At 67.9% G+C, this 24,114-nt stretch carries 20 protein-coding genes; 7 read left to right on the top strand and 13 right to left on the bottom strand.

Annotated features, from left to right (window positions below):
- Positions 1–51 precede the first annotated feature (51 nt).
- Genes RKD20_RS20830 through RKD20_RS20820 form a run of 3 tightly spaced genes read right to left on the bottom strand, consistent with a single transcriptional unit; the run spans position 52 to position 3,066 of the window.
- The gene (locus RKD20_RS20830) at positions 52–975 is read right to left on the bottom strand and encodes a glycosyltransferase family 2 protein (protein ID WP_424879040.1); all 924 of its coding nucleotides are present in this window, start codon (positions 973–975) and stop codon (positions 52–54) included.
- Between the two features lie 20 nt (positions 976–995).
- Entirely contained in the window at positions 996–1,670 is a 675-nt protein-coding gene (locus RKD20_RS20825) for a class I SAM-dependent methyltransferase (RefSeq protein ID WP_424879039.1), read from the bottom strand.
- Between the two features lie 43 nt (positions 1,671–1,713).
- Positions 1,714–3,066 (bottom strand): hypothetical protein, encoded by a 1,353-nt coding sequence (locus RKD20_RS20820; RefSeq protein WP_424879038.1) that lies wholly within the window; start codon positions 3,064–3,066, stop codon positions 1,714–1,716.
- A 382-nt stretch (positions 3,067–3,448) separates the two neighbouring features.
- On the opposite strand from RKD20_RS20820, the gene RKD20_RS20815 reads away from it, so the two are divergent.
- On the top strand, positions 3,449–4,489 hold the full coding sequence (locus tag RKD20_RS20815; RefSeq protein WP_424879037.1) for an AAA family ATPase: 1,041 nt from the start codon (positions 3,449–3,451) through the stop codon (positions 4,487–4,489).
- Positions 4,486–5,046: a phosphotransferase-like protein gene (locus RKD20_RS20810; protein ID WP_424879036.1), complete on the top strand. Its 561-nt coding sequence runs from the start codon at positions 4,486–4,488 to the stop codon at positions 5,044–5,046. Before RKD20_RS20815 ends, RKD20_RS20810 begins: the two co-directional genes overlap by 4 nt.
- 35 nt (positions 5,047–5,081) lie before the next feature.
- On the opposite strand, the gene RKD20_RS20805 is transcribed toward RKD20_RS20810, so the two are convergent.
- From RKD20_RS20805 to RKD20_RS20780, 6 genes are all read right to left on the bottom strand, one after another.
- On the bottom strand, positions 5,082–5,918 hold the full coding sequence (locus tag RKD20_RS20805; RefSeq protein WP_424879035.1) for a DUF1932 domain-containing protein: 837 nt from the start codon (positions 5,916–5,918) through the stop codon (positions 5,082–5,084).
- Entirely contained in the window at positions 5,915–6,589 is a 675-nt protein-coding gene (locus RKD20_RS20800) for an HAD family hydrolase (RefSeq protein WP_424879034.1), read from the bottom strand. Before RKD20_RS20800 ends, RKD20_RS20805 begins: the two co-directional genes overlap by 4 nt.
- Before the next feature lie 38 nt (positions 6,590–6,627).
- Positions 6,628–8,313 (bottom strand): TIGR04141 family sporadically distributed protein, encoded by a 1,686-nt coding sequence (locus RKD20_RS20795; protein ID WP_424879033.1) that lies wholly within the window; start codon positions 8,311–8,313, stop codon positions 6,628–6,630.
- 52 nt (positions 8,314–8,365) lie between these two features.
- A complete protein-coding gene (locus RKD20_RS20790; RefSeq protein ID WP_424879032.1) occupies positions 8,366–8,770 on the bottom strand; it encodes a hypothetical protein in 405 nt (134 codons plus the stop codon).
- Positions 8,767–11,241, bottom strand: coding sequence for an AAA family ATPase (locus RKD20_RS20785; RefSeq protein ID WP_424879031.1), 2,475 nt, complete (start codon positions 11,239–11,241; stop codon positions 8,767–8,769). Before RKD20_RS20785 ends, RKD20_RS20790 begins: the two co-directional genes overlap by 4 nt.
- Positions 11,242–11,401: 160 nt before the next feature.
- Entirely contained in the window at positions 11,402–11,866 is a 465-nt protein-coding gene (locus RKD20_RS20780; RefSeq protein ID WP_424879030.1) for an ATP-binding protein, read from the bottom strand.
- Between the two features lie 178 nt (positions 11,867–12,044).
- Here RKD20_RS20780 and RKD20_RS20775 point away from each other — a divergent pair, with 178 nt between their 5' ends.
- The 5 genes from RKD20_RS20775 to RKD20_RS20755 all read left to right on the top strand — a co-directional run bounded on the left by RKD20_RS20775 (position 12,045) and on the right by RKD20_RS20755 (position 15,351).
- On the top strand, positions 12,045–12,962 hold the full coding sequence (locus tag RKD20_RS20775) for a helix-turn-helix domain-containing protein (RefSeq protein ID WP_424883277.1): 918 nt from the start codon (positions 12,045–12,047) through the stop codon (positions 12,960–12,962).
- On the top strand, positions 12,916–13,056 hold the full coding sequence (locus RKD20_RS20770) for a DUF397 domain-containing protein (RefSeq protein ID WP_424879029.1): 141 nt from the start codon (positions 12,916–12,918) through the stop codon (positions 13,054–13,056). Before RKD20_RS20775 ends, RKD20_RS20770 begins: the two co-directional genes overlap by 47 nt.
- Before the next feature lie 283 nt (positions 13,057–13,339).
- On the top strand, positions 13,340–14,233 hold the full coding sequence (locus tag RKD20_RS20765) for a hypothetical protein (RefSeq protein WP_424879028.1): 894 nt from the start codon (positions 13,340–13,342) through the stop codon (positions 14,231–14,233).
- Between the two features lie 85 nt (positions 14,234–14,318).
- Positions 14,319–14,975 carry a DUF433 domain-containing protein gene (locus RKD20_RS20760; RefSeq protein ID WP_424879027.1) on the top strand — a complete coding sequence of 219 codons (657 nt, stop codon included), beginning with the start codon at positions 14,319–14,321 and terminating at the stop codon, positions 14,973–14,975.
- A complete protein-coding gene (locus RKD20_RS20755; protein ID WP_424879026.1) occupies positions 14,965–15,351 on the top strand; it encodes a toxin-antitoxin system, toxin component, PIN family protein in 387 nt (128 codons plus the stop codon). Before RKD20_RS20760 ends, RKD20_RS20755 begins: the two co-directional genes overlap by 11 nt.
- 39 nt (positions 15,352–15,390) lie before the next feature.
- Here the strand turns inward: RKD20_RS20755 and RKD20_RS20750 are convergent, their stop codons facing one another.
- The 4 genes from RKD20_RS20750 to RKD20_RS20735 are packed head-to-tail and all read right to left on the bottom strand — an operon-like array spanning position 15,391 to position 23,703.
- Positions 15,391–18,654 (bottom strand): type I restriction endonuclease subunit R, encoded by a 3,264-nt coding sequence (locus RKD20_RS20750; RefSeq protein ID WP_424879025.1) that lies wholly within the window; start codon positions 18,652–18,654, stop codon positions 15,391–15,393.
- The gene (locus RKD20_RS20745; RefSeq protein ID WP_424879024.1) at positions 18,651–19,862 is read right to left on the bottom strand and encodes a hypothetical protein; all 1,212 of its coding nucleotides are present in this window, start codon (positions 19,860–19,862) and stop codon (positions 18,651–18,653) included. The genes RKD20_RS20750 and RKD20_RS20745 overlap by 4 nt, the downstream gene beginning before the upstream one ends.
- Entirely contained in the window at positions 19,855–21,495 is a 1,641-nt protein-coding gene (locus RKD20_RS20740; protein ID WP_424879023.1) for a type I restriction-modification system subunit M, read from the bottom strand. Before RKD20_RS20740 ends, RKD20_RS20745 begins: the two co-directional genes overlap by 8 nt.
- Before the next feature lie 33 nt (positions 21,496–21,528).
- Positions 21,529–23,703, bottom strand: coding sequence for a hypothetical protein (locus RKD20_RS20735; protein WP_424879022.1), 2,175 nt, complete (start codon positions 23,701–23,703; stop codon positions 21,529–21,531).
- Positions 23,704–24,114: the final 411 nt, after the last annotated feature.

Raw genomic sequence — 24,114 nt, 5'->3', positions numbered from 1 at the left:
AGGCAGCCCCGGACACATAGTCCGGGGCTGCCTTCGTGAGGTGGTCTTTCCCTACGGGATTCCCAGGCCCTCGAAGGGGCTTGCCAGAGAGAACTGCCGCTGCCGGGCGACCGTCAGGGCCTGTTCGAGGTCGAACTCGGCCATCCGGATCAGGTCGACGAGCCGGGAGGGCTTCGAGGCGAGGACGAGGCGCGTGATGTCCTCGGCGGTGCCGTCGCGGTTGAAGTGGTGCCGGAACAGGTCGAGGTTCTTCTTTACCACCAGCAGGGTCATGTCGAACTCGGAGATCTCGGCGTTGGAGACTCGTCGTGTCCGCGAGTGGACCCGGTATTCGTGCAGCGGGCCGGCGATGTACACGATGTGGTTGGCCTCGCCCCTGCGGAACCGCCCGGCGAGGAGGTTCACGGCGAACGCCCAGTCCCCCCACTTCCGTACGTCGGGGTCGTAGAGACCGCCGTGGATGGCGTCGTCCCGGCGGCAGACGATCGAGGTGGGCACGTGGTGTTTGCGCAGGACCAGTTCCTCGCGGCACGGGTAGGAGGAGATGGTGAGCCCGTCGAAGTCGCCGATCATCCGGGACATGGTGTGGGCGAAGGCCACATGCTGGTGCGTCTTGAGGAGCTTGACGGCACGGTCCGGGTAGCTGCCGGCCTTCAGCAGCTCAGAGTCCGTGGCGAGCCGGTCATCGGCGTCGAGCTGCATCACGTACTCGAAGCTTGCGGCTTCGATGCCGGCGTTCCTGGCCGCATGGTGCCCGCTGTGCTCCTGCTGGACGATGCGGACTCCGGCGCGCCCGGCGCACTGCGCGATGGCACGAAGAGTGCGCTGGTCGTCGGAGCCGTCATCCACGACCACGACTTCGTACGGGAACACGTGCGGCTGCTCGATCAGGGACGCCACAGCCTCCAAGAGATAGTCCCCCGAGTTGAAGCAGGGGATGACGAAGCTGATCCCCTCAGGCGCGATCGACTTCACGGCATTCTCCCTGTCTCTGGTCAGGTGGCCCGGTTGGCGGCGATGACGGTGGCCCGGATCGCCTCGAAGCAGTTGCGCCCGGTCCGGCTGTCCTGTTCCGCGTGCTCGGACCAGAGCAGCGTGAGGTCCCAGCCGTCGTAGATGCGCTCGATGACGTGTCTGAAGAAGTCCGGGGAGTAACCGGCCTCCCCCTCGATGCACAGCACCTGACCGTCCGCGGACCTGCGGCTGATCCCTGTGAAGACTTCGAGGTAGTGGTAGTTAGCCCCGCGCGCGTGAGCGACCGCGGTGGTGAGGAGGGACTCCACATCGCGTCTCGCGACGTAGTGCAGGACGTCCTTGGCGACGATGACCCCGAAGTCCTGGTCGATGGCGAAGTCCTCGGCGAGGCACTCCCGCGGTTCGATCCGGTCGGCCCAATCACTTGTGCCGTCGATGCGCTGAAGAAGCGAGTCACTGGGAACCTGATCGACGGCTACGACGCGGAACCCTGCGCGCGCTAAGGCAATGGTGTAGGTCCCGGCTCCGTACCCCAGATCCAGTGCGGTGCGGGGGGTTGCGTCTCCGATGGATGCCAGGAGCGTGTTGAACCGCTCCGAGGTGGCGGCCTGGAGGTTTTCCGCGGTGTTCCGGCCGCGCCGGATCGCGTCCGCATAGAAGGCATGCACGGATGCCCTCGAAACTGGCTGATTCATGGGTAACTCCTCTGTGGCCTGGTTGGTTTGGAGCAGCCGGGGCCTAGAAGGGCACCGAGACCAGGTGCCCCGGGGTGAGCACCGACGAGGCGAGCGCCTCGGTGACCTGCATGGGCCGGAAGTGGCTCGCGAGGGAGCTGCGCCGCTCGGAGCCGCGAAGCCAGTGCTCCATGAGCCGACGGTTGCTGTCGCTGTGGAACAGCCCGCCGAACGACTCCTCCGATACGTACTGCTCATCGGGCAGAAGCGCGGCGTTGGCTCGCGTGGTCACGCGAGCCAACGCGTCGATCCCATCCGCGCTGTCGCCGCGGGGGATGTCGTGGCAGTGAACGTGGGTGGAGAACAACGTCGACAGCTGGGCCTCCAGGTCGACGCTGGACGTGCGGCCATTGACGTTGTAAAGGCCCTCCGGGAGTTCGCACCAGCTCCGGATGGAGGGGGTGGTCTGCTCGAAGGACAAGGTCCCGAGCGAGATGGTCCTACCTGTGACCGCATCCAAGAGGCGGAGCGTAGAGGTCACATCGGTCTCGCCGAAACGAAATGCGGCGTCTGAGTCCGCCGACCATCGCGCGCCGTCGTCCTGGAACCAGTTGGCGATCGGCTGCGAGATGCGCTGGTGCTGGTCGATCGGAAAGGCGCCGAAGGAGCTGATCTCCAGCCTGAGTTGGCGCTCGGGGAACACTTCCGAGTTGAGAGACAAGATTTGGGTCGCGAGATCCACGTAGTGGTACGCGCCGTGCATCATCATCCCGTAGCCGTACTTGTACGGGTGATCATCGCGGCTTTCGAACTCCCGCTGGAGGTTCCACACGCCGCCCGCGGCCCGGAGATGGAAGGAAGTCAGAGGCGCTTCCCACCGCTCCATCCGCTCCCTGAGCGACGCGACGACCTTCTCGTTGTAGATCTGGTGGTACCGGCTCAATGTCATCACCGAGTGCTCCGCGGAGGATCCGGCAGCGACACCGATGAGTTCCTCCATGGTTTTCGTGATGTACGACGGCTTGAATCGGCCGGCCACGACGGGAGCCAGTACGGGCTTCTCGACCAGCGAGTCGATGTGGTTCTCCACGCAGAACCGGAGGTATGCCTCGTGAGCCCGTACCTCCGTGGCGATGTATACCTTCGCCGGCACGCCGGGGACTCGCAGGCGTTGGACGGCGGCCGTGATGAGCTCTTGCGGTGTCTCTCGTGCACGGTCGCCGGAATCCGGCAGGTAAATGACTCCTCGCGGCTTCACGCTCGCCGCCTGGATGCGCCGGTCGATTTTCGTCCGCTGCGACTCCAGGTCGATGATTGAATAGGAGTCGATGTGACCGGAGTTGACGGCATCGCGAATGCACGGCAGATACTTGTTGGCGACGATCTCATCGAAACCGACCACGATGAGATGATGCATGGGTATCATGAGAACACCTTCCTGCTGGCCGAATGAGATGGATGCTGTGACGCTTTTGGGCGTACGTCGGTAGGTGCTGAATTGCGTGATGGGCGAGTGGCCCGAGCTCAACGGCTGGAATTCTCTGGCTGCCGCCCCGGCTCCTCAGGGGGTGACGACTTGGCCATCAGTCGGACAGCCCCCTTCGATCTCGTACGGGTACTGGAGACCGAGGCGGGTAGACGATGACCGCGTCGGTGTGACCATGACAGCGGTCCGGACGCGCTCGGAGTATCACGAGCAGTTGCCCAAGCGGCTCATCATCGGCTCATGGTTGGTTGGTCCGACTTTTCAACATCCGCTTTCACATGCACTCATGAGAGGCTGACCTAGGCTCCGGATCATGACCAGAGATGGGCAGGCGGTAGGCGCGGTGGGGAAGAGTCGGCCGGGCTGGCGCCCGGACAGATTGAGGCAGCAACGCGAAGCCCACGGCCTGACGCTGGAGGGCGCGGGGGAGCAGCTGCGTGAGGTGGCGGGGGCTGCGAAACTCACAGTGCCGGCCGCCAACTTCCAGACGCTGTGGCAACACGAGCAGGGCGAGGTCTACCCCGGGCCGCACTACCGCCGCGCGTACTGCCTGTTGTATCGCGCGACCGAGCCCGAGCTCGGCTTCCGTAACGCCCTGCCCGACGAGGCCAGGAAGCTCAAGTTCACCGCGTCGAGCGAACCGCACAACGGGGCCCATGTGCTGGCTGTGGAGCGCGCGTTGCTCCAACTGTCGCCGGGTACGGAGGAAACCGACGGGCAGGGCGTACAGCAGCGAATCCTCGATGCCTGGAAGCGCCGTCACACCGGCGGCGACCCCAACAAGCCGACCCTGCTGATGGTCGGTGGCTACGCCGGCAGCGGGAAATCGGAGTTCGCCCGCTTCATATCCCAGCTCACTGGTTGGCCCGTCCTCGACAAGGATCCGATCACGCGTCCCCTCGTCGAGCGCCTCCTCGTAGAGATGGGCAGTGACCCCAATGACCGGCACACCGACCTGTACCGGGAGAAGGTCCGCCCGCTGGAGTACCAGTGCCTGCTGGAGACCGCGTACGCGAACATCGACTGCGCGATCAGCACGGTCCTGAGCGCACCGTTCATCACCGAGAGCACCGACCCTCGGTGGATGGGCCGCCTGATCAATCGCTGCGAAGCGCGCGGCGTCACCGTAGCTGTCGTCTGGATTCAGTGCGACCTGGACACGATGCATGAGTACATCACCTTCAGGTCCGCCGCCCGAGACAGCTGGAAACTCCAGAACTGGGACACGTACGCCGCCGGTATCGACCTCGAACTGCGGCCCGTCGTGCCGCATTTGGTGGTCGACAACCGGCTCGGCGCCGCGATATCGCTCACGGACCAGGTGCGCCAGGTCTTCGGCACGGTGTTCCAATGAGGCAGGGCATCCTGCTGTACGGGCCGCCGGCGGCAGGCAAGGACACGATCACGACGGCACTCTCCGAACTCGACGCGCGGTACGTGCCGTTCTCTCGGCTGAAGATCGGGACCGGCAAGACTGAGGGCTACCGGATGGGCACACCGGAGCAGCTGGTCGGCCTGGAGGCACGCGGCGACGTCATCTTTCGCAACGACCGGTACGGCAACATCTACGTCGTCGACCGGCCCGGCCTCGATCAGGCCATGGAGGGCGACAGGGCACCCGTCGTCCATCTCGGGCAGATGCTGGGGATGGAGCAGGTGACCGTTCTCTTCCCGGCGCACTGGGTGCGCGTTCTGCTGTGGTGCTCCAAGGAGACCACCGCACGACGATCACTCCAGCGGGGCGACACCGACACGGCGGCCCGGCTGGCCGCGTGGGACGCCACTCAGGCCGATCTTGCGGCTCATCCACGGGCTCAGTGGGAGCTGTGCGTGGACACGGATGCGACGGCACCCCGTGAAGCCGCACGGAAGATCGACGACATCGTGCGCACAATGTCACCTCGCTCCTGACATAGGTGCACCCTGCTGAACTCAGGTTGTCCAGCTCACCTTAGGCGCAGGGCTTCGAGTGCCTCGCTGATGTCCAGGTGCTCGTCTCTGTTTCCGTCCCACCGGGTGAGGGTCTCGGCCGCGGCGCGTACGAGGGAGTCGGGCAAGCCGGCATCAGCGAGCAGGGCTGCCGCGTCCTCAAGTTCTGGGCCCCAACGCCAGGCGCGGGCAGCGGTCTTGGGGATGTAGTCCGTCTCCACGAGGTAGCTGCGGGTGCGCCTGGCCGCGATCTCCAGTAGCTCGTCCGCGACACCGTACGTGTCCGCCGCCCCGTATGCGACGGCGGCCAGCACGCGGGAGACCTTCTGGTAGCTGGAGTACGAGAGCTTGAGTGCGGAGGCTTTGCCGATGGTGTCGCCAAGGACGTGGGGGCGCACGTCGGTGCCGGCAAAGAGTTCGGCGATCTCGTCGGCTTGCTTGCCGGGACCGGACAGATAGAGCGTCGGGTACTTGCCGCCCACCGGAGGCGATCCGACCACGGCGGCATCGATGACCGGCATCGGGGCCAGACGGTCGGCGATGTGCTGCACACGCGACGGCGAGACGGCGTTCGCCTCAACGTAGATTGTGCCCGCGTCGGCCGCACCGAGCTCGGCTACCCGGGCGGCAGTCTCCTCCGCTGCGGTGGGCGGGCACAGGGAGAGCAGCACGTCGGAGCGGGAGACGAGCTCGGACAGTGCCTCGGCTTCGAGGCCCGCGCTCTCGGCCCGGCGGCGGGTTGTTTGGCTGCGTCCGTCGGGGCACCACAGGACGAGGTGGCCGCGGGCGCGCAGCTGGGCGCCGATGGCGGATCCCATGCTGCCGGGGTGCAGCAGCCCGATGGTGTACCTCATGTCGTGGTCCTCATGTTGCCGACGGAGTGCAGAAGCAGCACGTCGATGGCAGCGCGCGCGTGTGGCACGGTGTGTTCCGGCCCGGGACTGTCAGGCGGCCAGGAGCGGTCGTTGGCGATCCAGATGGTTCTCAGCCCCGCGGAGCGTCCACCGCCGATGTCGTTGACGGGGTTGTCGCCGACCATCCAGCCTCCGTCGTCCAGCTCGGTGCCGCAGCGGGCCGCCGCCAGGGCGAAGTGCCGGATCTGCGGTTTGCGTGCGTCGGCCTCTTTGGAGACGAAGACGCCGTCCACTCGCTCGGCGATACCGGTGGCCCGCAGCTTGGCGCGCTGGATGTCCACCGCACCGTTGGTCGCCACCCCGACTCGCCAGCCGGACGCACGTAGCTCGTCCAAGCCGTCGAGGACGTCGGCGGGGCACGACACCAAGGACGCGATATCGGTGCAGTACGTGCGCCACAATTCTGCGGCTGACATGAGCAGCCGGTAGCGGGCGCGGATCGTGTCGAAGGTGGACGGATACGCCCGGTCCGCCACCAGACTCAAGATGTAGGCCTGTTCCTCGTCTCCCAGACCGTGCCGGGTGGTGAACTCGGCAACCCAGTCGGTGAGCGTTCCTTGCCGGTCCACGAGGGTGTTGTCGAGGTCAAAAAGAACCAGGAGGCGCTGCACCCCTGAACCCTATGCGCCGAGGTCGGCCCGTGAGTCAGCTACGCCGCCGCCCGTCGGATCCCCGTCGGGGTGGCGACGGGCGGGACGGAGGAGATGCCGACCACCTCGACCTGAACACCCCACGCTTCGAGCGTCCTGGCCGTCTGAACCAGGGTGACCTGTGAGAACGGGAACAGGGTGTCGGCGGTGAGATCGGTGCCGTCCTTCAGAAGGATCGCGAAGACGACCTTCGAAGGCCGGAAGTCCTCCGGTGGACCGTGCCCCTGCCGGGCCGCGGCGACCTTCTCGGCGAACCGTTCCCTGCCTTCCGGGGAGTTCCGCAGAGTCTGTACGGCGACGAGTGCCTGACTGAAGAGATGGCTCAGTGCGTCGGAACCCATGGCGCGCTTCACCATGACCAGCACGTTGTCCGGGCTCAGCAGGTCGCAGATCTCCACGCCGTTCCCCCGGTGCAATGTCGTCTGAACGTTGTCGCGGTCGAAGCTGACGTATCCGGGCCGCTGGTCCGGCACGGTCTCGTTGTAGGTGCGCTCCTTGTCTCCGAGGACCCACGGGGGCAGGTCGACGGAGGGAGAATCGGTGATCAGTCGCTCGACGTGGACGCGGGTCGCCTTCAGATACTCCTGGTCGATCTCGTACCACTGGTCGTCCATCAGGAAGAATCGGTGGTGGTCGAGTGACACTTCCGCCTCGATCCACCGGAGCGCGCTGGACGTCCAGATCTCGTCGGCCCGGTCGGCGCGGTTGTGCCGGTAGAGGGTGACGGTTCCTTCCCGGAGCGCGGCCACGCGGCTGCCCGCACGCTGGACGCGCGCACGGCTAAGGACGTATGCAAGGTCGAAGTCGTCGGTCGACCGGCCGGCCGAGTCGCTGTTGATCCTGGCCCTGAACGCCCGGGCGGCCATGTAGTCGTCCCAACGGTCGGCGGGGACGGCGACGCTGATTCTGCCGTCGGGCTCCTGGCCCAGAAGGTCGTCGAGCACGGCCTCCAGGCGGGTGACAAGGCCGGGGTCGTCGACGGGCACGACGTGTTCGACGAACTCCAGCTCCGGACTCGGCTTCTCCTCACGCAGGACGCGGGCGATCGCACGGATGTCGGCGATCAGGTCTGCGCCCTCCACACCGAGCCGCAGGCGCAGACCGGCGCCGCCCTCGGCGCTGGAGATCTTCCCCGGGTTGTCCCGGGAGATGGTGAGGGGGATGTTGTCCAGGTGGCCGCCGAGGCGGCGCACGATCTGCGCGTGCTCGACGATGCCCAGGCTCCATACCGAGGCTCCGCTGGGGATCAGAGTGATGTCGGTGCGTCCTCCGCCCGGGGTGTGCGACACGAGGTCCCGGATCTTCGCGGGGTCCACCCGGCGGGACGCGAAGCTCAGCCCGAAGCGGTGATCCTTCAGACGGTCGGGCACCAGGCGGAAGCCCTGGTCATAGCTGATCGCGTACACCTCACCGTCGACGGCGAGCATCAGCAGGCCGGCCGAGCGGTTGACGGGCCGTGACACCTCGATACCCGTCGTTCGGAAGATCTCGTCGCACCAGCTCGCGACGGGCTGCTGGAAGCTGCCGGTGACCAGGACCGCCGGTACACCGAGGTTCTCGGGGACGTCGACTTCCGCGTGGACCGTTTCCAACTGGTCCGCGTCCAAGGCGTCGAACATCGCGTCGGCTGTGGGAGGGACGCCCCTGAGCCGGTACAGGGTTCGCTTGGACGTACGAGCCGTCATGGTGCTGCTCCTCGTTCCGCTCTGTGGACGGTGGCGTCCTCGTGGTGTCGTTTCAGTTGGTCAACAGGGCGACGAGCGCCCCGACTTCGGTACGCCACGCGCGGACCTGGTCCTCCGTGGGACCGATCTCGTACTGGTGGTAGTGGCATCCCAGGCAGAGCTGGCTCCACACGGCCTTCGCCCGGCGGGCGGTTCCCGCTTCGGCGCAGCCGCGGAGCCAGAGGAACGCGGCCCGCAAGGTGCCCTCCCGGATCGCGCGCGGCGCCCGGTGGGCGGTGAGGCGGTCGGCGACGGCGCTCTCCAGAGCGACACGGAGGGCGAAGGCGGCACCGCGGTACCGGCTCGCCGCGGCGGCGGACGCGGCGGGTACGGCCGTGTCGGCGGGCGGGGCGGGTTCGCCGGTGTCCGTGAGGAGCAGGTCGGCGGTGTCGAGCAGCTGGCGGATCGTCCGGTTCACGGCCCCTCCTCGGGCTTGCGTACCGTCAGGGCCACGGCCTTGATGTCGTCCACGAACCGGTGGGGGTCCGGCATCGAGGTGCCCGACGGGTGGGCGCCCTCCTGGCACTGCCGGACAAGGTCCACCGCCCCGGGGCCGCACCGCCTGCGCAGCTCGCCGAAGACCTCACCGGCCGTCTTCGACAGGTCTCCGAAGAGCCCCAGGGCGGCGATGTCCATCAGCGTGACGGCCCTCGCGACGGTCTTCTCCGCCTCGTGTTCGGCCATCCCCGCCCGGTGCAGCCGCAGCCAGGCGGCCTCGGAGAAGGCCTGTTCCAGGACGGCGCGGCAGAGGCTGGGCAGTACATGGGTCATCGCGACCGGCGGGAGGTTCCGCGTGCGGATGAGGGCACGTGCGTCGGCCAGTGCCTGACGGACCGGATCGGTCACCCGGTTCACGGTCACCACGGACCGGCCCGCCCGCTCCACCTCGAGTACGGTCACCGGGAGTTCCTGGTTGGTGAAGGCCCGCTGGAGCCGCGTGTCGTGGGTGAAGACCACGACCTGCCGGGTCTCGCCGAGGTCGTGCAGGACCTTCGCGAGGCCGTGGACCTTGGCGGGATCCATGGACTGCACGGGGTCGTCGATGACGACGAACCCGAAGGGGCTGTCCGGCGCGGCGGCGCGCGGCAGGAAGAGCGAGAGCGCGAGGGAGTGCAGTTCGCCCTGGCTCATCACACCGAGGGCCGAGGCCTCGGTGCCGTCGACGGACACGTCCATCACCAGCTTGCGCACGGTGGCCTTCTCGCTGCCGGTCAGGCGTACGGAACGCAGGTCCACGCTGCTCTGCTGGCGCAGTTCCTCCCAGATCCGCTGCGAGTGGTCCTCGAAGGGTCGCAGCCGTTCCTCGCGCAGATCGGCACGCGCCTCCTTGAGCCACTTGCGGGCCGCCCTGACCTGGCACAGCCGAGGCCTTCCGGCGTACGCGGGCCGAGCCCGGTCGAGCCAGCCCGCGAGGCGGGTGACACAGGTGCGCCACTCCTCGTCGAGCTTCTCCAGCTCCCGCAGCGCCTCCTCGCGCAGCGCGGCACAGGCGTCGGCGAGGACGAGCGCTGCGGTCTCGGCGCGGGCCGCGAGCCGCTCGGCGTCGTCGAGCACCCGGCACGCCTGCCACTCCTCCCACGGGTCGACGAGCGGGGCGGGCAGCCACACGGGGGCCGGCGTGACGAGGTATCGGAGGGCGTCCACCGCGTCCCGTAGTCCGGTGCGGGCCTCCCGCGCGGTCGCGGCCTCCTGCCGCAGGCCGGCCACCTGCTCGGCGGCCCGCTCGGCCCACGCCTCGTCGAGCGCCCGGTCGGACCCGCACACCGGGCAGGTGTCCTCGTCCTCGTGCCGACGGCTGTGCTCCAGGGCCTTGGCCAGCAGTTCCGCACGCTGGTGCGCGTCCTCGGCGCCCGAGGCACGTACGTCGTCGAGTACGGCGACGGCCTCGCGCAGCCGGTCCACGGCCGCACCGACCGCGTCGAGGTCGGGTCCGGCCAGCGCGGCGGTCGCGCGCAGTTCCCTCAGGCGGCCCTCGTCTGCGTCGGGGAGTGCGGTCACGAGGGCGTCGAGCTCGGCGAAGTCGGGGTCGCCCGCCTTGCCGACGACCGCGAGCGCACGTACCGCACGCGGGTCGTCCAGTGCGGACAACGCCTCGGCGAGTGCGGGCCGTTCGGCCTCGACCTGCTTCAGCGCGGAGTCGAGCGTCTTCTCGGTGCCCTGGAGCCGCTCGTCCGCGTCGGTCAGTTCGCGCAGTCCGAGGATGGCGGCGACCGAGTCGTACTGCTCGCTGGGCCTGCCGTTGAGGATCTTGTCGAGATCCGCGTACGACAGGAAGGGGCTGTAGTCGTTCAGGGCCCGCTCCCACCCGATGCCGGTGAAGGGCCGACGGCCGTGGCCCGGCCGCCTGAACTCGACCTCGGGGGCGGTGACGTCGTCGCCGGGCCAGGTGCACGTCAGCGTGGACGGCCGGGGGTCGCCCGCGATGGCGAGACGGACCTCGACCTTCGGGTCGGCCCCGTCGTGCAGGTTGCGCCAGTGCCGGCGCCACACCTCGCCCCGCTGCTTGTCCAGGCGGGCGGTCCGGCCCGTGAGCGCCGTCTCGGCACCCTCGGCGAAGCTGGACTTCCCCGAGCCGTTGCGTCCCACGACGAGGGTGACGCCGGGCCGCGCGGTCAGCGGCAGACGCGCCTTGCGGCCGATGCCGCGAAAGCCGTTGACGCTGATGGAGTCGAGGAACACCCGCTGATCCGGGTGCGGGGCTGCGGGGGCGCCGGAGGCCTCCGTCGCGGTGGCGCCCAGTGCCTCGCGCAGGAGTTCCCGGGGTGCCTCGGCGAGCGCAGATCCTTCGAGGCGGGCGGTCAGGAGGGCGAGCGTCGAGGAGGCGCCTCGGTGGTGCTCGACCTGCTGATCGGATGCGTTCGGTCCGCTCGGTGTGGGGTGTTCCGTCATGGTGCTCTCCGCCCTCCGTGGTCGGTTCCGGGGCCGGGCCGTGCGCTGGGCGAGGGCCGTGAGCCTCTCGCTTTGCGCGAGCCCGGTGTGACGGAACAGACGTTAGAGGCGGAGAAGTTACTCAATCCATGTTCTCGGCGATAACCCTGGTTATCGCAACTCAAGCATCGTTACAAACAGTTGGGCGGCCGATGGACACTTCCGCCCACACCGTCTTGCCCAACGGGTGGCGCGGTGCCGAACCCCAGCGCACGGCCAGGGTGTCCACCAGGAGCAGCCCTCGGCCCGACTCTCCCTCGGGAGCCGACGAAGGCGGCATCGCCGGGGGCCGTTTCGCGGATGCCGCGTCCGAGACCTCGACGCGGACCAGGCCCGCCGCCGTGTCGACAGCGACCCGGAGACCGAAGTCGTGCCCGGGTGCCCGGCCGTGGAGCACGGCGTTCGCGGCGAGTTCGGCGACCACGAGGGCGACCGTGCACGACGCGTCCGACGCCGGCGGATACCCCTGCTCCTCCAGGTGCCGTACGGCGATTTGACGAGCTTGTCGCGAACACCGGGGCGAGGAGGTGAACTGTGCGACCAGAGGTGGCAGTTCGCTCTGTGCGTTCGTCGTTTCTGTCAGCACGGCGTGGTCCGTCCTTGGCTGTCGAGCAGGGGATGTGGCGTGGTGTGCGTGAGTCGTCACGTTCCGCACTCAAGAGTCGTCCGGTCGCCCTACGCTCAACAGGTGACGCGGCCTTACTTATCGACCCGTAAGGAACGGAAGTGACGCTTTGGCCAACGGAATTGACCCCAGTACGTCGATGGCCGCGCTGTTCGGCGCACGTGTCCGCAGACTTCGCCTGGCGGCCGGACTGACCCAGACCGAACTGGGCGACAAGGTCCATGTGGTGGGCACGCGCATCACGCAGATCGAGCGGGCCTCCGGGGCGAAGCCGACGCTGGAGCTGGCGCGGGCGCTGGATGTGGCCCTCGGTGCGGATGACCTGCTCGTGGAGCTGTGGCCGTACGTGTACCGGGAGGCGTTTCCGGACTGGTCGCGGAGGTTCATGGCCTGCTCGGAACGGGCGGTGGTCATCCGGCAGTACGCGGCGCATGTGGTGCCGGGTCTGTTGCAGATCGAGCCGTACGCGCGGGCAGTGCTGAGCGTCGGCCTGACGCTCGGTAGCGAGGAGCAGTTGGAGGAGCGGGTCGCCGTTCGCCTGGGGCGGCAGAATCGCCTCGGGGCTCCCGACCGGCCCGAGTTGTGGGTGATCCTCGATGAGGCGGTGCTCCGGCGTCCGGTCGGTGGGCAGGCGGTGATGCGGGAGCAGTTGGAACGACTGCTAGAGACTGTGAGGGACCGTCACATCACTGTGCAGGTCCTGCCGTTCGACCAAGGGGAGCACGATGTGATGGGCGGCTCGCTCACCGTCCTCACCATGCCGGACGGTTCGGAGGTCGCCTACACCGAGGGCGCGCACTACGGCCAACTCATCGAGGATCCGGACGAGGTCAGGCGGTACTCACTGGCCTACGATCGACTGCGGGCGGATGCTCTGCCCCCGCTCATGTCCCTGGACATGATCCGATCCGTGCTGGAGGACAACCACCGTGGCTCGCGTCTCCCGTCCCGAACTGACCGGCGTCACCTGGCGCAAGAGCAGCTACAGCAATCAGGAGGGTGGCGACTGCGTGGAGGTGGCCGACGGATTGCGGGAGAGCGCCGTCCCCGTCCGTGACAGCAAGGTCCCGCACGGTCCGGTGCTGTGCTTCGAGGCTGCCTCCTGGGAGGCTTTCATAGGCGAGTTGAAGGCCGGAGGCCACCGTCACTGAGCCCGCCGGGCCCTGGTCACCGTCCACGTCCCGGGCTCACCGGACCCCTGTCCGCGAGGGCCCGGCAGGCCGCTGACCTCCCTAAAGAACCGGGGGAAAGAACTACCCGCCCACCCACCCTCCCCGGCCGCAGGGCTCGCGTCACTCGTCCGGGTGACCGGCTTGCAGGCGCGGGATACGGACGGTTACGTTCGCCGCGACAACAGCACACAGACTTCGGCCCCCGGCCGGGACGGCAATCCCGATCGAGGGCCTGACCGATCGAGAAGGAATCGACTTCCCGATGGCTGACCCGCAGTCTAACGCGCCCTTGCGCGCCCACGCCGGAGCTCCGACCTCCGGCGTGATCCACGTCCGCACCCGGCTGACGGCCGACTTCACGGTGATCTCCAACGCCCTCGCCCAGCGACGCGGCAGCGCGGTCACGGTGGGCGTCGCGGCGTACATCGCCTCCCTACCGGACGGCACCCCCGTGACCATCCCGGCCCTGTGCAAGCACTTCAGCGAGGGCGAGATCCTGATCTCGCGGGCGCTCAGGGAGTTGGAAGCGGCCGGTTACCTGGAGCGCCGCCGCGAACGGACGTCCACGGGGCACGTCCGGACCCGCACGTACTTCTACGACGTCCCCGGCGGCGATCCGCATACGGAACCGGACCCAGACCCGGACGGGCCTCCCGAGCCGCCGAAGCCGCGCGGCCCGCGAAAGCAGGTCGCCGCCGCTGTGGTCGCACCAGCATCCGCGCCACCGGAGGAGACGGTGGCCGCGCCAGCCGAGACGGAGGTATTGATCCCGCTCACTGACGCCGACCCCCGAGCGGTGGCCGTACTCGCCGGCCTGCGCGTGGTCGACCCCCGCCTCATCCTGTCCGCGCGGGAAACCGCGCGCCTCGCCCCGGCCGTCGCCCGGTGGCTCGCGGCAGGCCTTCTGCCCACACACATCACGGACCACCTCACCGCACGGCTGCCGGACAACTTCCTCACCCGCCCGGTCGGCATCCTCGCCTACCGCCTCAAGGAGGCTCCCCTGCCGGTACCAGCCAGGAGCGCGGAACCCGCCGTACGCCCGCTGGTCGTGCCCCTGCGGAACTGCGACGGCTGCGACCGGGGATTCCGTTCGGCGGAACCCGGCCGCTGCCGGGACTGCCGGGCCGGGGACCCACTCCGTGCGGCCGGCTGAGCCGATGACCGGGTGTGCGGTCCACCCGCAGGTGGGAGGCTTGATGTGGCACGATGCGAAATCCGGCGCCCGGAGGAGGTGGGGCATGGTCGACAGGTTCAACGACGGGCTTCTGACGCCCACGGAAACCGCCTCCTACCTTGAGATTCCGCAGTCGACTCTCACGTCGTGGCTGAAGAACAAGGCCGCTGGAGCACCGCTGGTCCACCAGGTCGAGCCGGTGCGGAAGGGACAGCCCTCGGTTCCGTTCATCGCGGTGGCCGAGGCGCACGTTCTACGTTCTCTGCGCTCCCTGGGACTCCGCATGAGCGAGATCAGGGAGACGGCCGCCGCCGTACGAGATGCCTTCGACACCCCCTACGGCCTCGTGTCCAAGCGGATCGCCACGGACGGCGTGGACATCTTCATCGAGCACGGTTGGGGGGACCTCCGCAGAGCCCGCGATGGCCAAGTCCCCATCCACGAAGTGGTCTCCGACTATCTCCGCTACCTCACCTGGGAGCCGGGCGAGGACTTCCCCTCCAGCCTGCGGCTGAGGCAGTACCCGGACTTCGTCCACGTCGTGATCGATCCGAGGTTCGGCCACGGCCTCCCCGTGGTGGCCGCCAACCGCGTCACGGTCCAGGCGATCACCGACCTGTGGGAGGCGGGAGAGAGCGTCGAGGACATCGCGTACGACTACGACATGACGCCTGAGCAGGTGGACGCGCTCTGCCGGGCCGTGGTGCACCTTGCCGCCTGAGTTCTTCCGCGACCGGAACCTCGGTCGCCGTGTCGCGGAAGGACTGCGAGCCTGCGGGTGGACGGTTCACCGCATCGGGGACGTCTTTCCTGACGACGGACAGGACGTTCCGGACGAGGAGTGGATCACTTACGGTCTCGACCGGTCCTGGGTCCCGCTGTCGAAGGACGGGCGGATCAAGACCCGGGACCTGGAGATCAAGCCCGTCCTGGAGCGCGAGGCGGTGCTGTTCTACCTGGACAACCAGCAGCTTCGCAGTATCGAGCTGGTCGAGCGTCTCGTCGCACGCCGGGACGCGATCCACCAGGCCGTCGAGAAGGGCGGCCCGGCTGCCTATGTCGTACGGCACGACCGTGTCGAGCGCACCTGGCCCTGAGGGGAGGGTGCCCCTGGTGGAACCCTCCCGTATGCGTTGCTACTTCGCGGCGGGCGCCCAGAGGGCTGCCACGATCTCCATCTGCTTGAGGACCAGGTCGACCGCCTCGCGCTCCTCCTCCGGCGGGTAGTCGAACATCGCCAGCACGCGGCGTATGCGGGTGCGGAGCTTGGCCCGGACAGGTTCGCGGGAGAGCCAGTCGACCGAGAGGTTCTTCTGGATGTCCTTGACGAGGGCACGGGCGATCTTGGCGAGGGTGTCGTCCCCGCCCTCCATCGCCTCGGCCATGTCGCGGTGTGCGACGGCGTCGTAGAAGGCCAGCTCAGCGTGGGTCAGGGGCGGGTCGAACCGCTCGCCGCGGCGGGCTTCCGCCGACACTTCCCGTGCCAGGGCGGCGAGTTCGGCGATGACCTGGGCGCTGGTGAGCTGCTGGAGCATGTAACGCCTCATCAGGTCGTTCAGACGCTCGGTGAAGCTCTCGTTGCGGACGACGTTGTGCTTGGTCACCTCGCGCATCTTCTGCTGGATCATGCGGCGCAGGGCCTCGGTGACCAGGTGCGGGGTCTCGGAGTTCTCCAGCTTGCGCAGCTGCGCCTCGTTGAGGCGGGTGATGTCCAGCCGGCCGATCCCGGCCTCCGCGTACAGATCGGTGATCTCGTCGGCGTCGACGACGGAGGCGGCGAGGGCTTGCAGGTAGCGCTGGACCTCGGCGCTGAGCGGCTCTCCGTTCGCCTCGCGCTGGGCGGCGTCGAGCTTGATCATCCAGGCGCGGACCTCACTGAAGAAGGAGATGTCCCGACGCCAGTCGTCCAGGTCCTCGCAGCGCTCGGCGATCTCCTTGCTCATCGCGCAGACACGGTAGAAGCGGTCCAGCCGGGCGGCGCTGTCCTTGAAGCGGACGGAGAGCGGCTTGGCGGGGGGCTCGACCTTGTTCCCCGGGTTCTTCGGGTCGCGCAGGAAGTCGGCGGTCAGGCGGAGCGCGCGCTTGCGGGTGTCGGGGCGGCCAGTGTCGGCCAGCCACTCCTTCCAACGGCTCCCGGCCAACAGGCCCTTGATGGTGGCGATCTCGTTCTTGACCTCGGTGACGGCCCGTTCGATGTCCGCGCCGAGGGTCTGGTCCTTGCGGTCCTGGTCCGAGTACTCGCGCAGGGCCTTGGTGAGGTTGTCGGTGAGGGGTGCGTAACCGACGAGCAGGCCGTCCTGCTTGCCGCGGAAGCGGCGGTTGACGCGGGCGAGCGCCTGCATCAGGTTGGCGCCCTGCATCGGGCGGTCCATGTACAGGGTGTGGATGGGCGGGGCGTCGTAGCCGGTGAGCAGCATCGAGTGGACGATGAGCAGTTCCAGCTCGTCGTCGGGGTCCTTGGCGCGCTTCTGGACGACCTTCTGCTGGGACTTGCGCAGTGAGTGCTTGCGCAGGTGCTCGAGGTCGGAACGGTCGCCGTGGAAGACGATCTTCATAACGCCCTTGTCGACCTCGTCACTGACCCAACGGGGCCGCCGCTCGGCCAGAGCGTCGAAGACCCGTACGCAGATCTCGCGGGTCGCGCATACGACCATCGCCTTGCCGGGGGCGCCGATGTCGGGCTTGACCAGCTCGCGGCGCTGCTCCCAGTGGGCGATCAGGTCGTCCGCGAGCTTCGCTATGCGGTCCTCGGCACCGTAGAGCGTGTTCATCGTCGTGGCGTACTGGATGGCTCGGCGGCGCTCGGCGTCGTCCATGCCCTCGGTGAGGGTGTTGGCCTGCTCATCGAGCGTATTCGGGTCGACGTCCTTGGGCAGGTCGACCTTGATGACACGCGGCTCGTGGAACACGCGGACCGTGGCCCCGTCGTCGACGGCGCGCTTCAGGTCGTAGACGTCGATGTACTCGCCGAAGACGGCACGGGTGTCGGCCTCGGCCTTCGAGATGGGCGTACCAGTGAAGGCGAGCAGGGTGGCGTACGGCAGGGCGTCGCGCAGGTGACGGGCATAGCCGTCGAGGCTGTCGTAGTGCGAGCGGTGGGCCTCGTCGACGATCACCAGGATGTTGCGGCGCTCGGAGAGGAGGGGGTGAGACTTGCCGGCGTCCTTCTCCTCCTTGCCCAGGCCGAACTTCTGGAGGGTGGTGAAGACGATCCCGCCGACGTTGCGACCCGTCAGTTCGGCGCGCAGTTCCTCGCGTGTGTCGATCTGGTGAGCTTTTGCCCCCAGCAGGGACTCGCTGTCAAGGAAGGTGTCGTAGAGCTGGTCGTCGAGGTCGTTGCGGTCGGTGATGACGACGATGGTGGGGTTGTTGAGCGCCGGGTGGCGGAGGACCAGCGCGGCCGTCTCCACCATCTCCTCCGACTTTCCGGCGCCCTGCGTGTGCCAGACGACGCCGGCCTGGCCGTTCGTCTGTGTCGCCTCGACGACGGCGTCCACGGCCTTGTTCACGGCGAAGTACTGGTGCGGCTTCGCGATGCGCTTGCCGGTCAGGGGCTCGCCCGGCTTGGGCGGGGGGAAGTTGACGAAGTTGCGGGTGAGGGAGAGGAACCGCTCCTGCGTGAACAGGCCGTGCAGGGCCAGGTTCAGGGCATCGAGGCCGTCGTAGCCGGGCTCGTTGGTGTCGACGGGCTTGCCCTCGTGGTCCACGTTCCAGGGCGCGAAGTGCTCGTACGGCGTGAATGCGGTGCCGTACTTGGCGGTTATGCCGTCCGAGACCAGGCAGAGCACGTTGTAGCGGAACGCGATCGGGAACTCCGAGACGTAGGTCTGGAGTTGGGCGTGCGCCGACTTGAGGGTCGCGTTCTCGTCGGAGGCGCTCTTGAGCTCAATGACGGCGAGGGGAAGGCCGTTGACGTACAGGACGATGTCTAAACGGCGGTGGCTGCCGTCGGTGTCCCTGACCGTGACCTGGTTGACGGCGAGGTAGCTGTTCGCGTCGGGGTCGGTGAAGTCGACGAGGCGGACGGTGGGGGTCTGCTCGGCGCCGAACTCGTCGGTGTAGGTGAGGCGAATGCCGGTGGTCAGGTACTCGTGGGCCTGCTTGTTCTCCGGGTATGCCTCGCGGGAGGTGGGGTCCGTTGCGATGCGCGTCGCCTCGTGGACGGCGGTGGAGGTCAGCTCCGGGTTCAGCTTTTCGATGGCTGCCTGGAGCTCGTCGTGGAGGATCAGGTCGTCCCAGTCGCGGCGGTGGCCGGTGCCGGGGGCCAGGTCTTTGCCGGGCTTGGTCTCCCAAGCGAGTTGGGCGAGTTCGTCGAGGGCGAGGTGCTCCCAGGTGGACTCGGTCATTTTGGCGTCTTGGTGGGCAGGGGTGGGGTCGTCGCGGTCACTTCCGGTGGTCATACGGCGTCCTCCACGATCTTCTCGGCTTGGCGGACTTGGAGCTTGCCGGACATAAGCTGGGGGAGGAGCGTGTCGCGGAGGGCTGCGAGGGCACGGTTCTCGCTCATGGCCTGCGTCAGGCGCGCATGCAACAAGTTGAGTTGCGCAGACAGACGTTCCCGCTCGTCCTCGGCCGGAAGGAGGATCGGCCAGCTCGGCATTTCCTTTAGCGGCAGCCGATCAACGGTCGCGCCATGAATTGTCCGACGCTTGATCTCTTCCTGGAACTGCGAGCTCAGATACGCATGCAGCAGTAGGGCGCCGCTGACATGAGCGGACTTACTACGCAGCAATGCCATACGTCGTCCCAGACTGCCGTGAACACCGGGCGGCATCAGCGCTGCATCGCCAAGTCGCGTTTCGTACGAGAAGAGTACATCTCCGGCCTGAGGCTGCACGCGCCGAGTCCAACGCGGGAAATCCTCCTCCGAAAGATGCGCCGACTCTGCGAGGTCCAGGTAGCCGTTCTTGAGACTACTGATGCTTAGAAACCAAGGTCCGACCGCAGTCTTTCGGGGGGTGGCATGAGGGCCATCGAAAAGCGCGGCAAGGTCGCCGATCCGCTCGGGTGCACAGGTCGCGCTTGCGGCTTCGTAACAAGCGCATGCAAGCCTGAGCGCAGTACTACGGATGCGCTCGTTGACCGCGATCTTGTCGTCCAGCGCCGCGAGGACGCCAACTACATCCTCTTGCTGTACCCGAGAAGGGAGCCGCAGCTTGAGTGACAAAATGTCACCCAAGCTGATGAAGTCCGCCATATCGGTTTGCCCCTTTAGGGCATTCGCCTGAATCCAAAAATCGGAGCTCTTGAACCAGTAGTACAGATATCGTTCCGCCAGCGGACCATCCACGCGTGGCCGGAAGTAACATAGCTGCGGGCTATAAGCAAAGCGCGGACCTTCGCTGGGCATCAAAGCTGCCCGTCCCACAGTCCCCTTGACAGTAAGGACAATGTCGCCGGGACGTGAGACCTTTGGCCCAAGATCCCGAAAATTATTCTCCGACTTTGAGCTGAAATGGACTGACCCAATCTTGCCATCCAAGACATCTGCAACCCTCAAAATGGGAATTGGTCCACCGTCCTGGTTGACCGAGCGAGGTCGTCCAGCGCCGACTTCAATCTGATTCTCGTCGACCAATTCGGCAAGCGACACTGTCCGTTCAGCCACCGATCCTCCCCAACTGGTCCCGAACCACAGCATCCAACCGGACCGACTCGTCCAGCTGCTCGAACAGTTCACTCGTCAGCCGAGAGATCCGCTCCTCCACCGGCTCCGCGTCCGGGTCGTCCTCGACCTCTGCCACCCCCACGTAGCGCCCCGGCGTCAACACGTAGTCCTGCTTCTCGATCTCTTCCAGAGTCGCGCTGTAGCAGTAGCCCGGAACGTCCTCGTACGAAAGTCCCTTGTTCTTCGCCGACTTCGTGCCCCGCCACGCGTGATACGTGTCGGAAATCTTCTCCAGGTCCTGCTCAGTGAACCTGCGCTCGGTCTTGTCGACCATCGTGCCCATCGCGCGTGCGTCGATGAACAGCACCCGGCTTCGCCGGTCCTCCAACGCCCTGGCCCCCTGCGGGGACTTGTCCTTCGTTAGGAACCACAGGCACGCCGGGATCGCCGTCGTACGGAACAGGTTGCCCGGCAGGGCGATCATGCAGGAGACCAGGTCCGCCTCGACCATCGCCGCGCGAATCTCGCCCTCGCCCGACTGCTTCGAAGACATCGAGCCGTTCGACAGCACAACGCCTGCGCTGCCCCTGTCCCCCAGCTTGGACACGATGTGCTGGAGCCACGCGTAGTTGGCGTTCGACTGGGGCGGGGTGCCGTATCGCCACCGCCTGTCGTCCGATTTCCTCGCCCAGTCGGACATGTTGAAGGGCGGGTTGGCCATGACGAAGTCGGCCTTCAAGTCGGGCAACTTGTCGTCCGCGAACGTGTCCGCCCAGCGGTCGCCGACGCCCTTCGGGTCCATGCCGTGGATGGCGAGGTTCATCTTGGCCAGGCGCCAGGTGCGCTCGTTGGCCTCCTGGCCGTAGACCGCGATGTCGTGCGTGTGGTCCTTGCCCTTCCGCCGTTCCACGAATTTGCCACTCTGGACGAACATGCCGCCCGAGCCACACGCCGGGTCGTACACCCGCCCCTCGTACGGCTCCAGCACCTCGACGAGCAGGCGGACCACGCTCGCCGGCGTGTAGAACTCGCCGGCTCGCTTGCCCTCGGCACGGGCGAACTTCTCCAGGAAGTACTCGTACGTCTCGCCCAACACGTCCTGCGCCGGACGGTCGCCGTGCCCCGTGAAGCGCGCGTCGCTGATGAGGTCGACGAGTTCCTTCAGGCGCTTCTGGTCGACGTTGTCCCGGTTGAAGATCTTCGGGAGGACGCCGGTGAGGGTCTTGTTGGCCTTCATCACCTCGTCCATGGCCTCGTCGAGGAGCTTGCCGACACCGCCCTCCGCACTGGCCGCGTTCTCGGAGATGTAGTCCCAGCGGGCCGTCGGCGGCACCCAGAAGACGTTCTTCTCCGTGTACTCGTCCTTCTCCTCAAGGAAGGCCGCCCGACGGTGCTCCGGGATCTGGGCCAGCTCGGGGTCGGCGGCCAGCTCCTCCCGGCGTTCAGCGAAGGCGTCGGAGACGTACTTCAGGAAGACCAGGCCGAGCACGAACTCCTTGTACTGGGCGGCGTCCATGGAGCCGCGGAGCTTGTCCGCGGCCTTCCACAGGATGTCCTGGATCTCCTTGGTGCTGGAGACACTGAGCAGTTCGCCCTGTCCGGCGGCTGCCGCGGCTCGCTTGCGGGGAGGCATCGTTCCTTCTTCCAGACGGTGTCGGTGGATGGGTTACGTGCGGTTGGTCGTTCGTGGTTCACCGAGGGTCAGGGTGCCGTCGGCCAGGCCCGCGATCGTCAACCTGTGGGCTTCCGCGAGGGCGTCAGACTGGGCCCGCAGCAGACGTTCCCGGCGCTCCGTCTCGGCCAGCAGGGCGTCGAAGCGCAGCACCTCGTCCGGCTCCAAGTCAGGCAGCTGGTAGTCCTCGATACGGCGGGCCGGGCGCACCGCGCTGGGGCTGCGCGCGGTGCCGCGGGCCGCGCCGAGCAGAGCCGCCAGGACCCGCGGGGTGAGAGGGCGGGTGGAGCCGGCGTTGACCCGTAGGACGCGGGCCGGGAACGAGACGACCGAGAAGCCGTCGTGGTCGACGTACACGCCCAGGCGGGGCGCGAGGGTGTAGACGACGTCGCCGGGCTCGGTGAGCGCCGCCCGTTCGTACTCCGCAGCCAGCAGCAGCCGGTCGATGCGGCGCTCGCCCACGGGCCGTTCGCTGGTGATCTCCTCGGGGCCCAGGACGGTGTGGTGGCCGTCTCGGGTGAGGTGCTTGTCGTCGATGCGGTGGCCGGGGAGTCGGGTCACCCTGCGTGCGGTGATCAGCTTGCCCAGGGTGGTGCGCTCCGGCAGGCGGCCGATCCTGCGCAGTACGGCCCCTCGGTAAGGGCCCCGCTCGTCCTCGTACGTCCGGGTGTCCGCCGTCGCGCGCTCCAGGCGTGCCTCGGCCTCAGCGATCAGGGCGGGCCGTTCGGTCACCTTGTCGGACCAGATCGCGGAGGCCGGCGGCGCGGGCGGGGTCAGTGGACCGCCGAAGGCCCGGTCCAGGTCGGCGACGGGGACGACGCGGCCGTAGCGCGGGTCGTGGCCGTCGAGTCCTCGGAAGCCTTCCGCTCGCCAGAGGAGGACGTCCTCGGCGAGCCGCATGCGTAGGCCCGGTGTGAGCTGTTCCGAGCTGATGTCGGCCAGTAAGACCTTGCCCTCCGCCGCCTGGACCGGGCCGCGAGTGAGCGTCCACAGCGCAGGACGGTAGCCGGGGCGGAAGGGCAGGACCCCGCCGGGAAGCGAGATGACCGACTCGACGATGTTCTCGCGCAGGAGGGCGGAGCGGAGCTGGGCTGCCTCGGTGTTCTTCAGTTCGTCGACGAGTGCGTCGGCCGGTCCGAGGACGACGGCCGTGCAGCCGGGGCGGAGGAGGTAGGCGACGCGTTCGAGCTCTGTCAGGGCGGCGAGTACCGAGCGGTCCTCGCCGGGGTGGTACGGGAGCTGGGTGACGACGAGGTCTGGGTCCGCGAAGCGTTCCTCCAGGTCATGTCCGGTCTGCACGTCCAGGTCGAGTTCGCCGACGCCCGCCAGCAGGAGCCGGCGGCGGGTGATGCGGGTGAGCCGGTCGTCGGGGTCGGCGGCGAGGACGGTGACGCGGTCGCGGTCCTCCGTGTCGTCGAGGAGCGCGGCGAGCAGGTCGCCGGCGCGGGCGTGCGGGTCGGCGAGGGTGAGGGACTCGCCCTGCTCAAGGCGGACGTGGAGGTCGGTGAGCTGGGTGAGCAGGCTCCGCAGCTCCGGGGTGACCGCGTCGGCGGCAAGGGAGTCCAGTTCGAGCCGGGAGCGGGCGGCGAGCAGCCACTCGTACGCGCCGCGCTCGTCGTAGGCGGACTCGATCAGGTCCTCGGCGAGGCGAGCGAGCGGGGCCGCCGTGGCGTCGATGGCGCGAAGCTCGCGGAGTACGAAATCGTCCTCGGCGTCGATCCGTTCGGCCCGGCGCAGCAGCGCGGACCAGTGAGCCCCGTCCGCTTCGGCATCGGGCGGGGAGGCCGGGGAGACGTTCGCGTCGTCGGCCAGTGGCCGGCCGTCGAGTCGGCGCAGGCACAGCAGGCTGCCGAGCGTCTCGACCAGCTGCCACGGCGTGAAACGGTCCCGCAGCGCGACGATGCCGAAGAGGGCCAGCTCGGATCGGAGCTCCCGCGGGGCGGCGTTGCCGAGGCCGGAGGCGATCAGCCACTCGGTCACCTGCGTGCCGTCGAACAGGGGCCGTCCCGAGTTCTCGGACACGACGGCGGGGAAGTCCGGGTAGCGTCGGCGCCAGGTGGACACGACGGGGCGCTTCACCCGGGCGAACGTCGCGATGTCGGACATCGCCACCAAGAGGGGCAGCGGCCCCGGGGAGCGGAGTGCCGGGTCCGGCAGTCCAGTGACCACGGTGCGCATCCTTCCCCCCGTTCGTCTATCGTCACGTCAGCCGCTTCGTCCGTCAGGCCCGGGCCTTGTCTTGCGTCACGGCTTCGTTTGCAGCAGATTCCGCCCGACGCCTCAAGACGATACGCCGACCTCGGCGATGCGAAGGCGCCGTCATTTGATAATGGTGGTTATCAGGCTCCTAGCAGAGTTACCCCGTCGAGCTGTCTCATCCGATTGGGCATTCCCATCCGAAGTGCCGCTGGCCCAAGAGATGCGCCAGAATGACGGATCGGTTTCCCGACTGAACAGCGCTGAGGGGGTGACAGCGGGAAATGGTCGAGGGCATGGTCGCCGTCGGTGCGAAGGGGCAGACACCGGAGCTCGTGGACGGACCGGGCTGGAGCCGCCCCGGACTGGACGTCGCCGCGGGCC

This window comes from Streptomyces sp. SLBN-8D4 (genome assembly GCF_049739545.1).
GTDB lineage: Bacteria > Actinomycetota > Actinomycetes > Streptomycetales > Streptomycetaceae > Streptomyces > Streptomyces canus_C.
The sequence above is the reverse complement of the archived record's forward strand: the minus strand, read 5'-3'. Positions and strand labels throughout refer to the sequence as shown.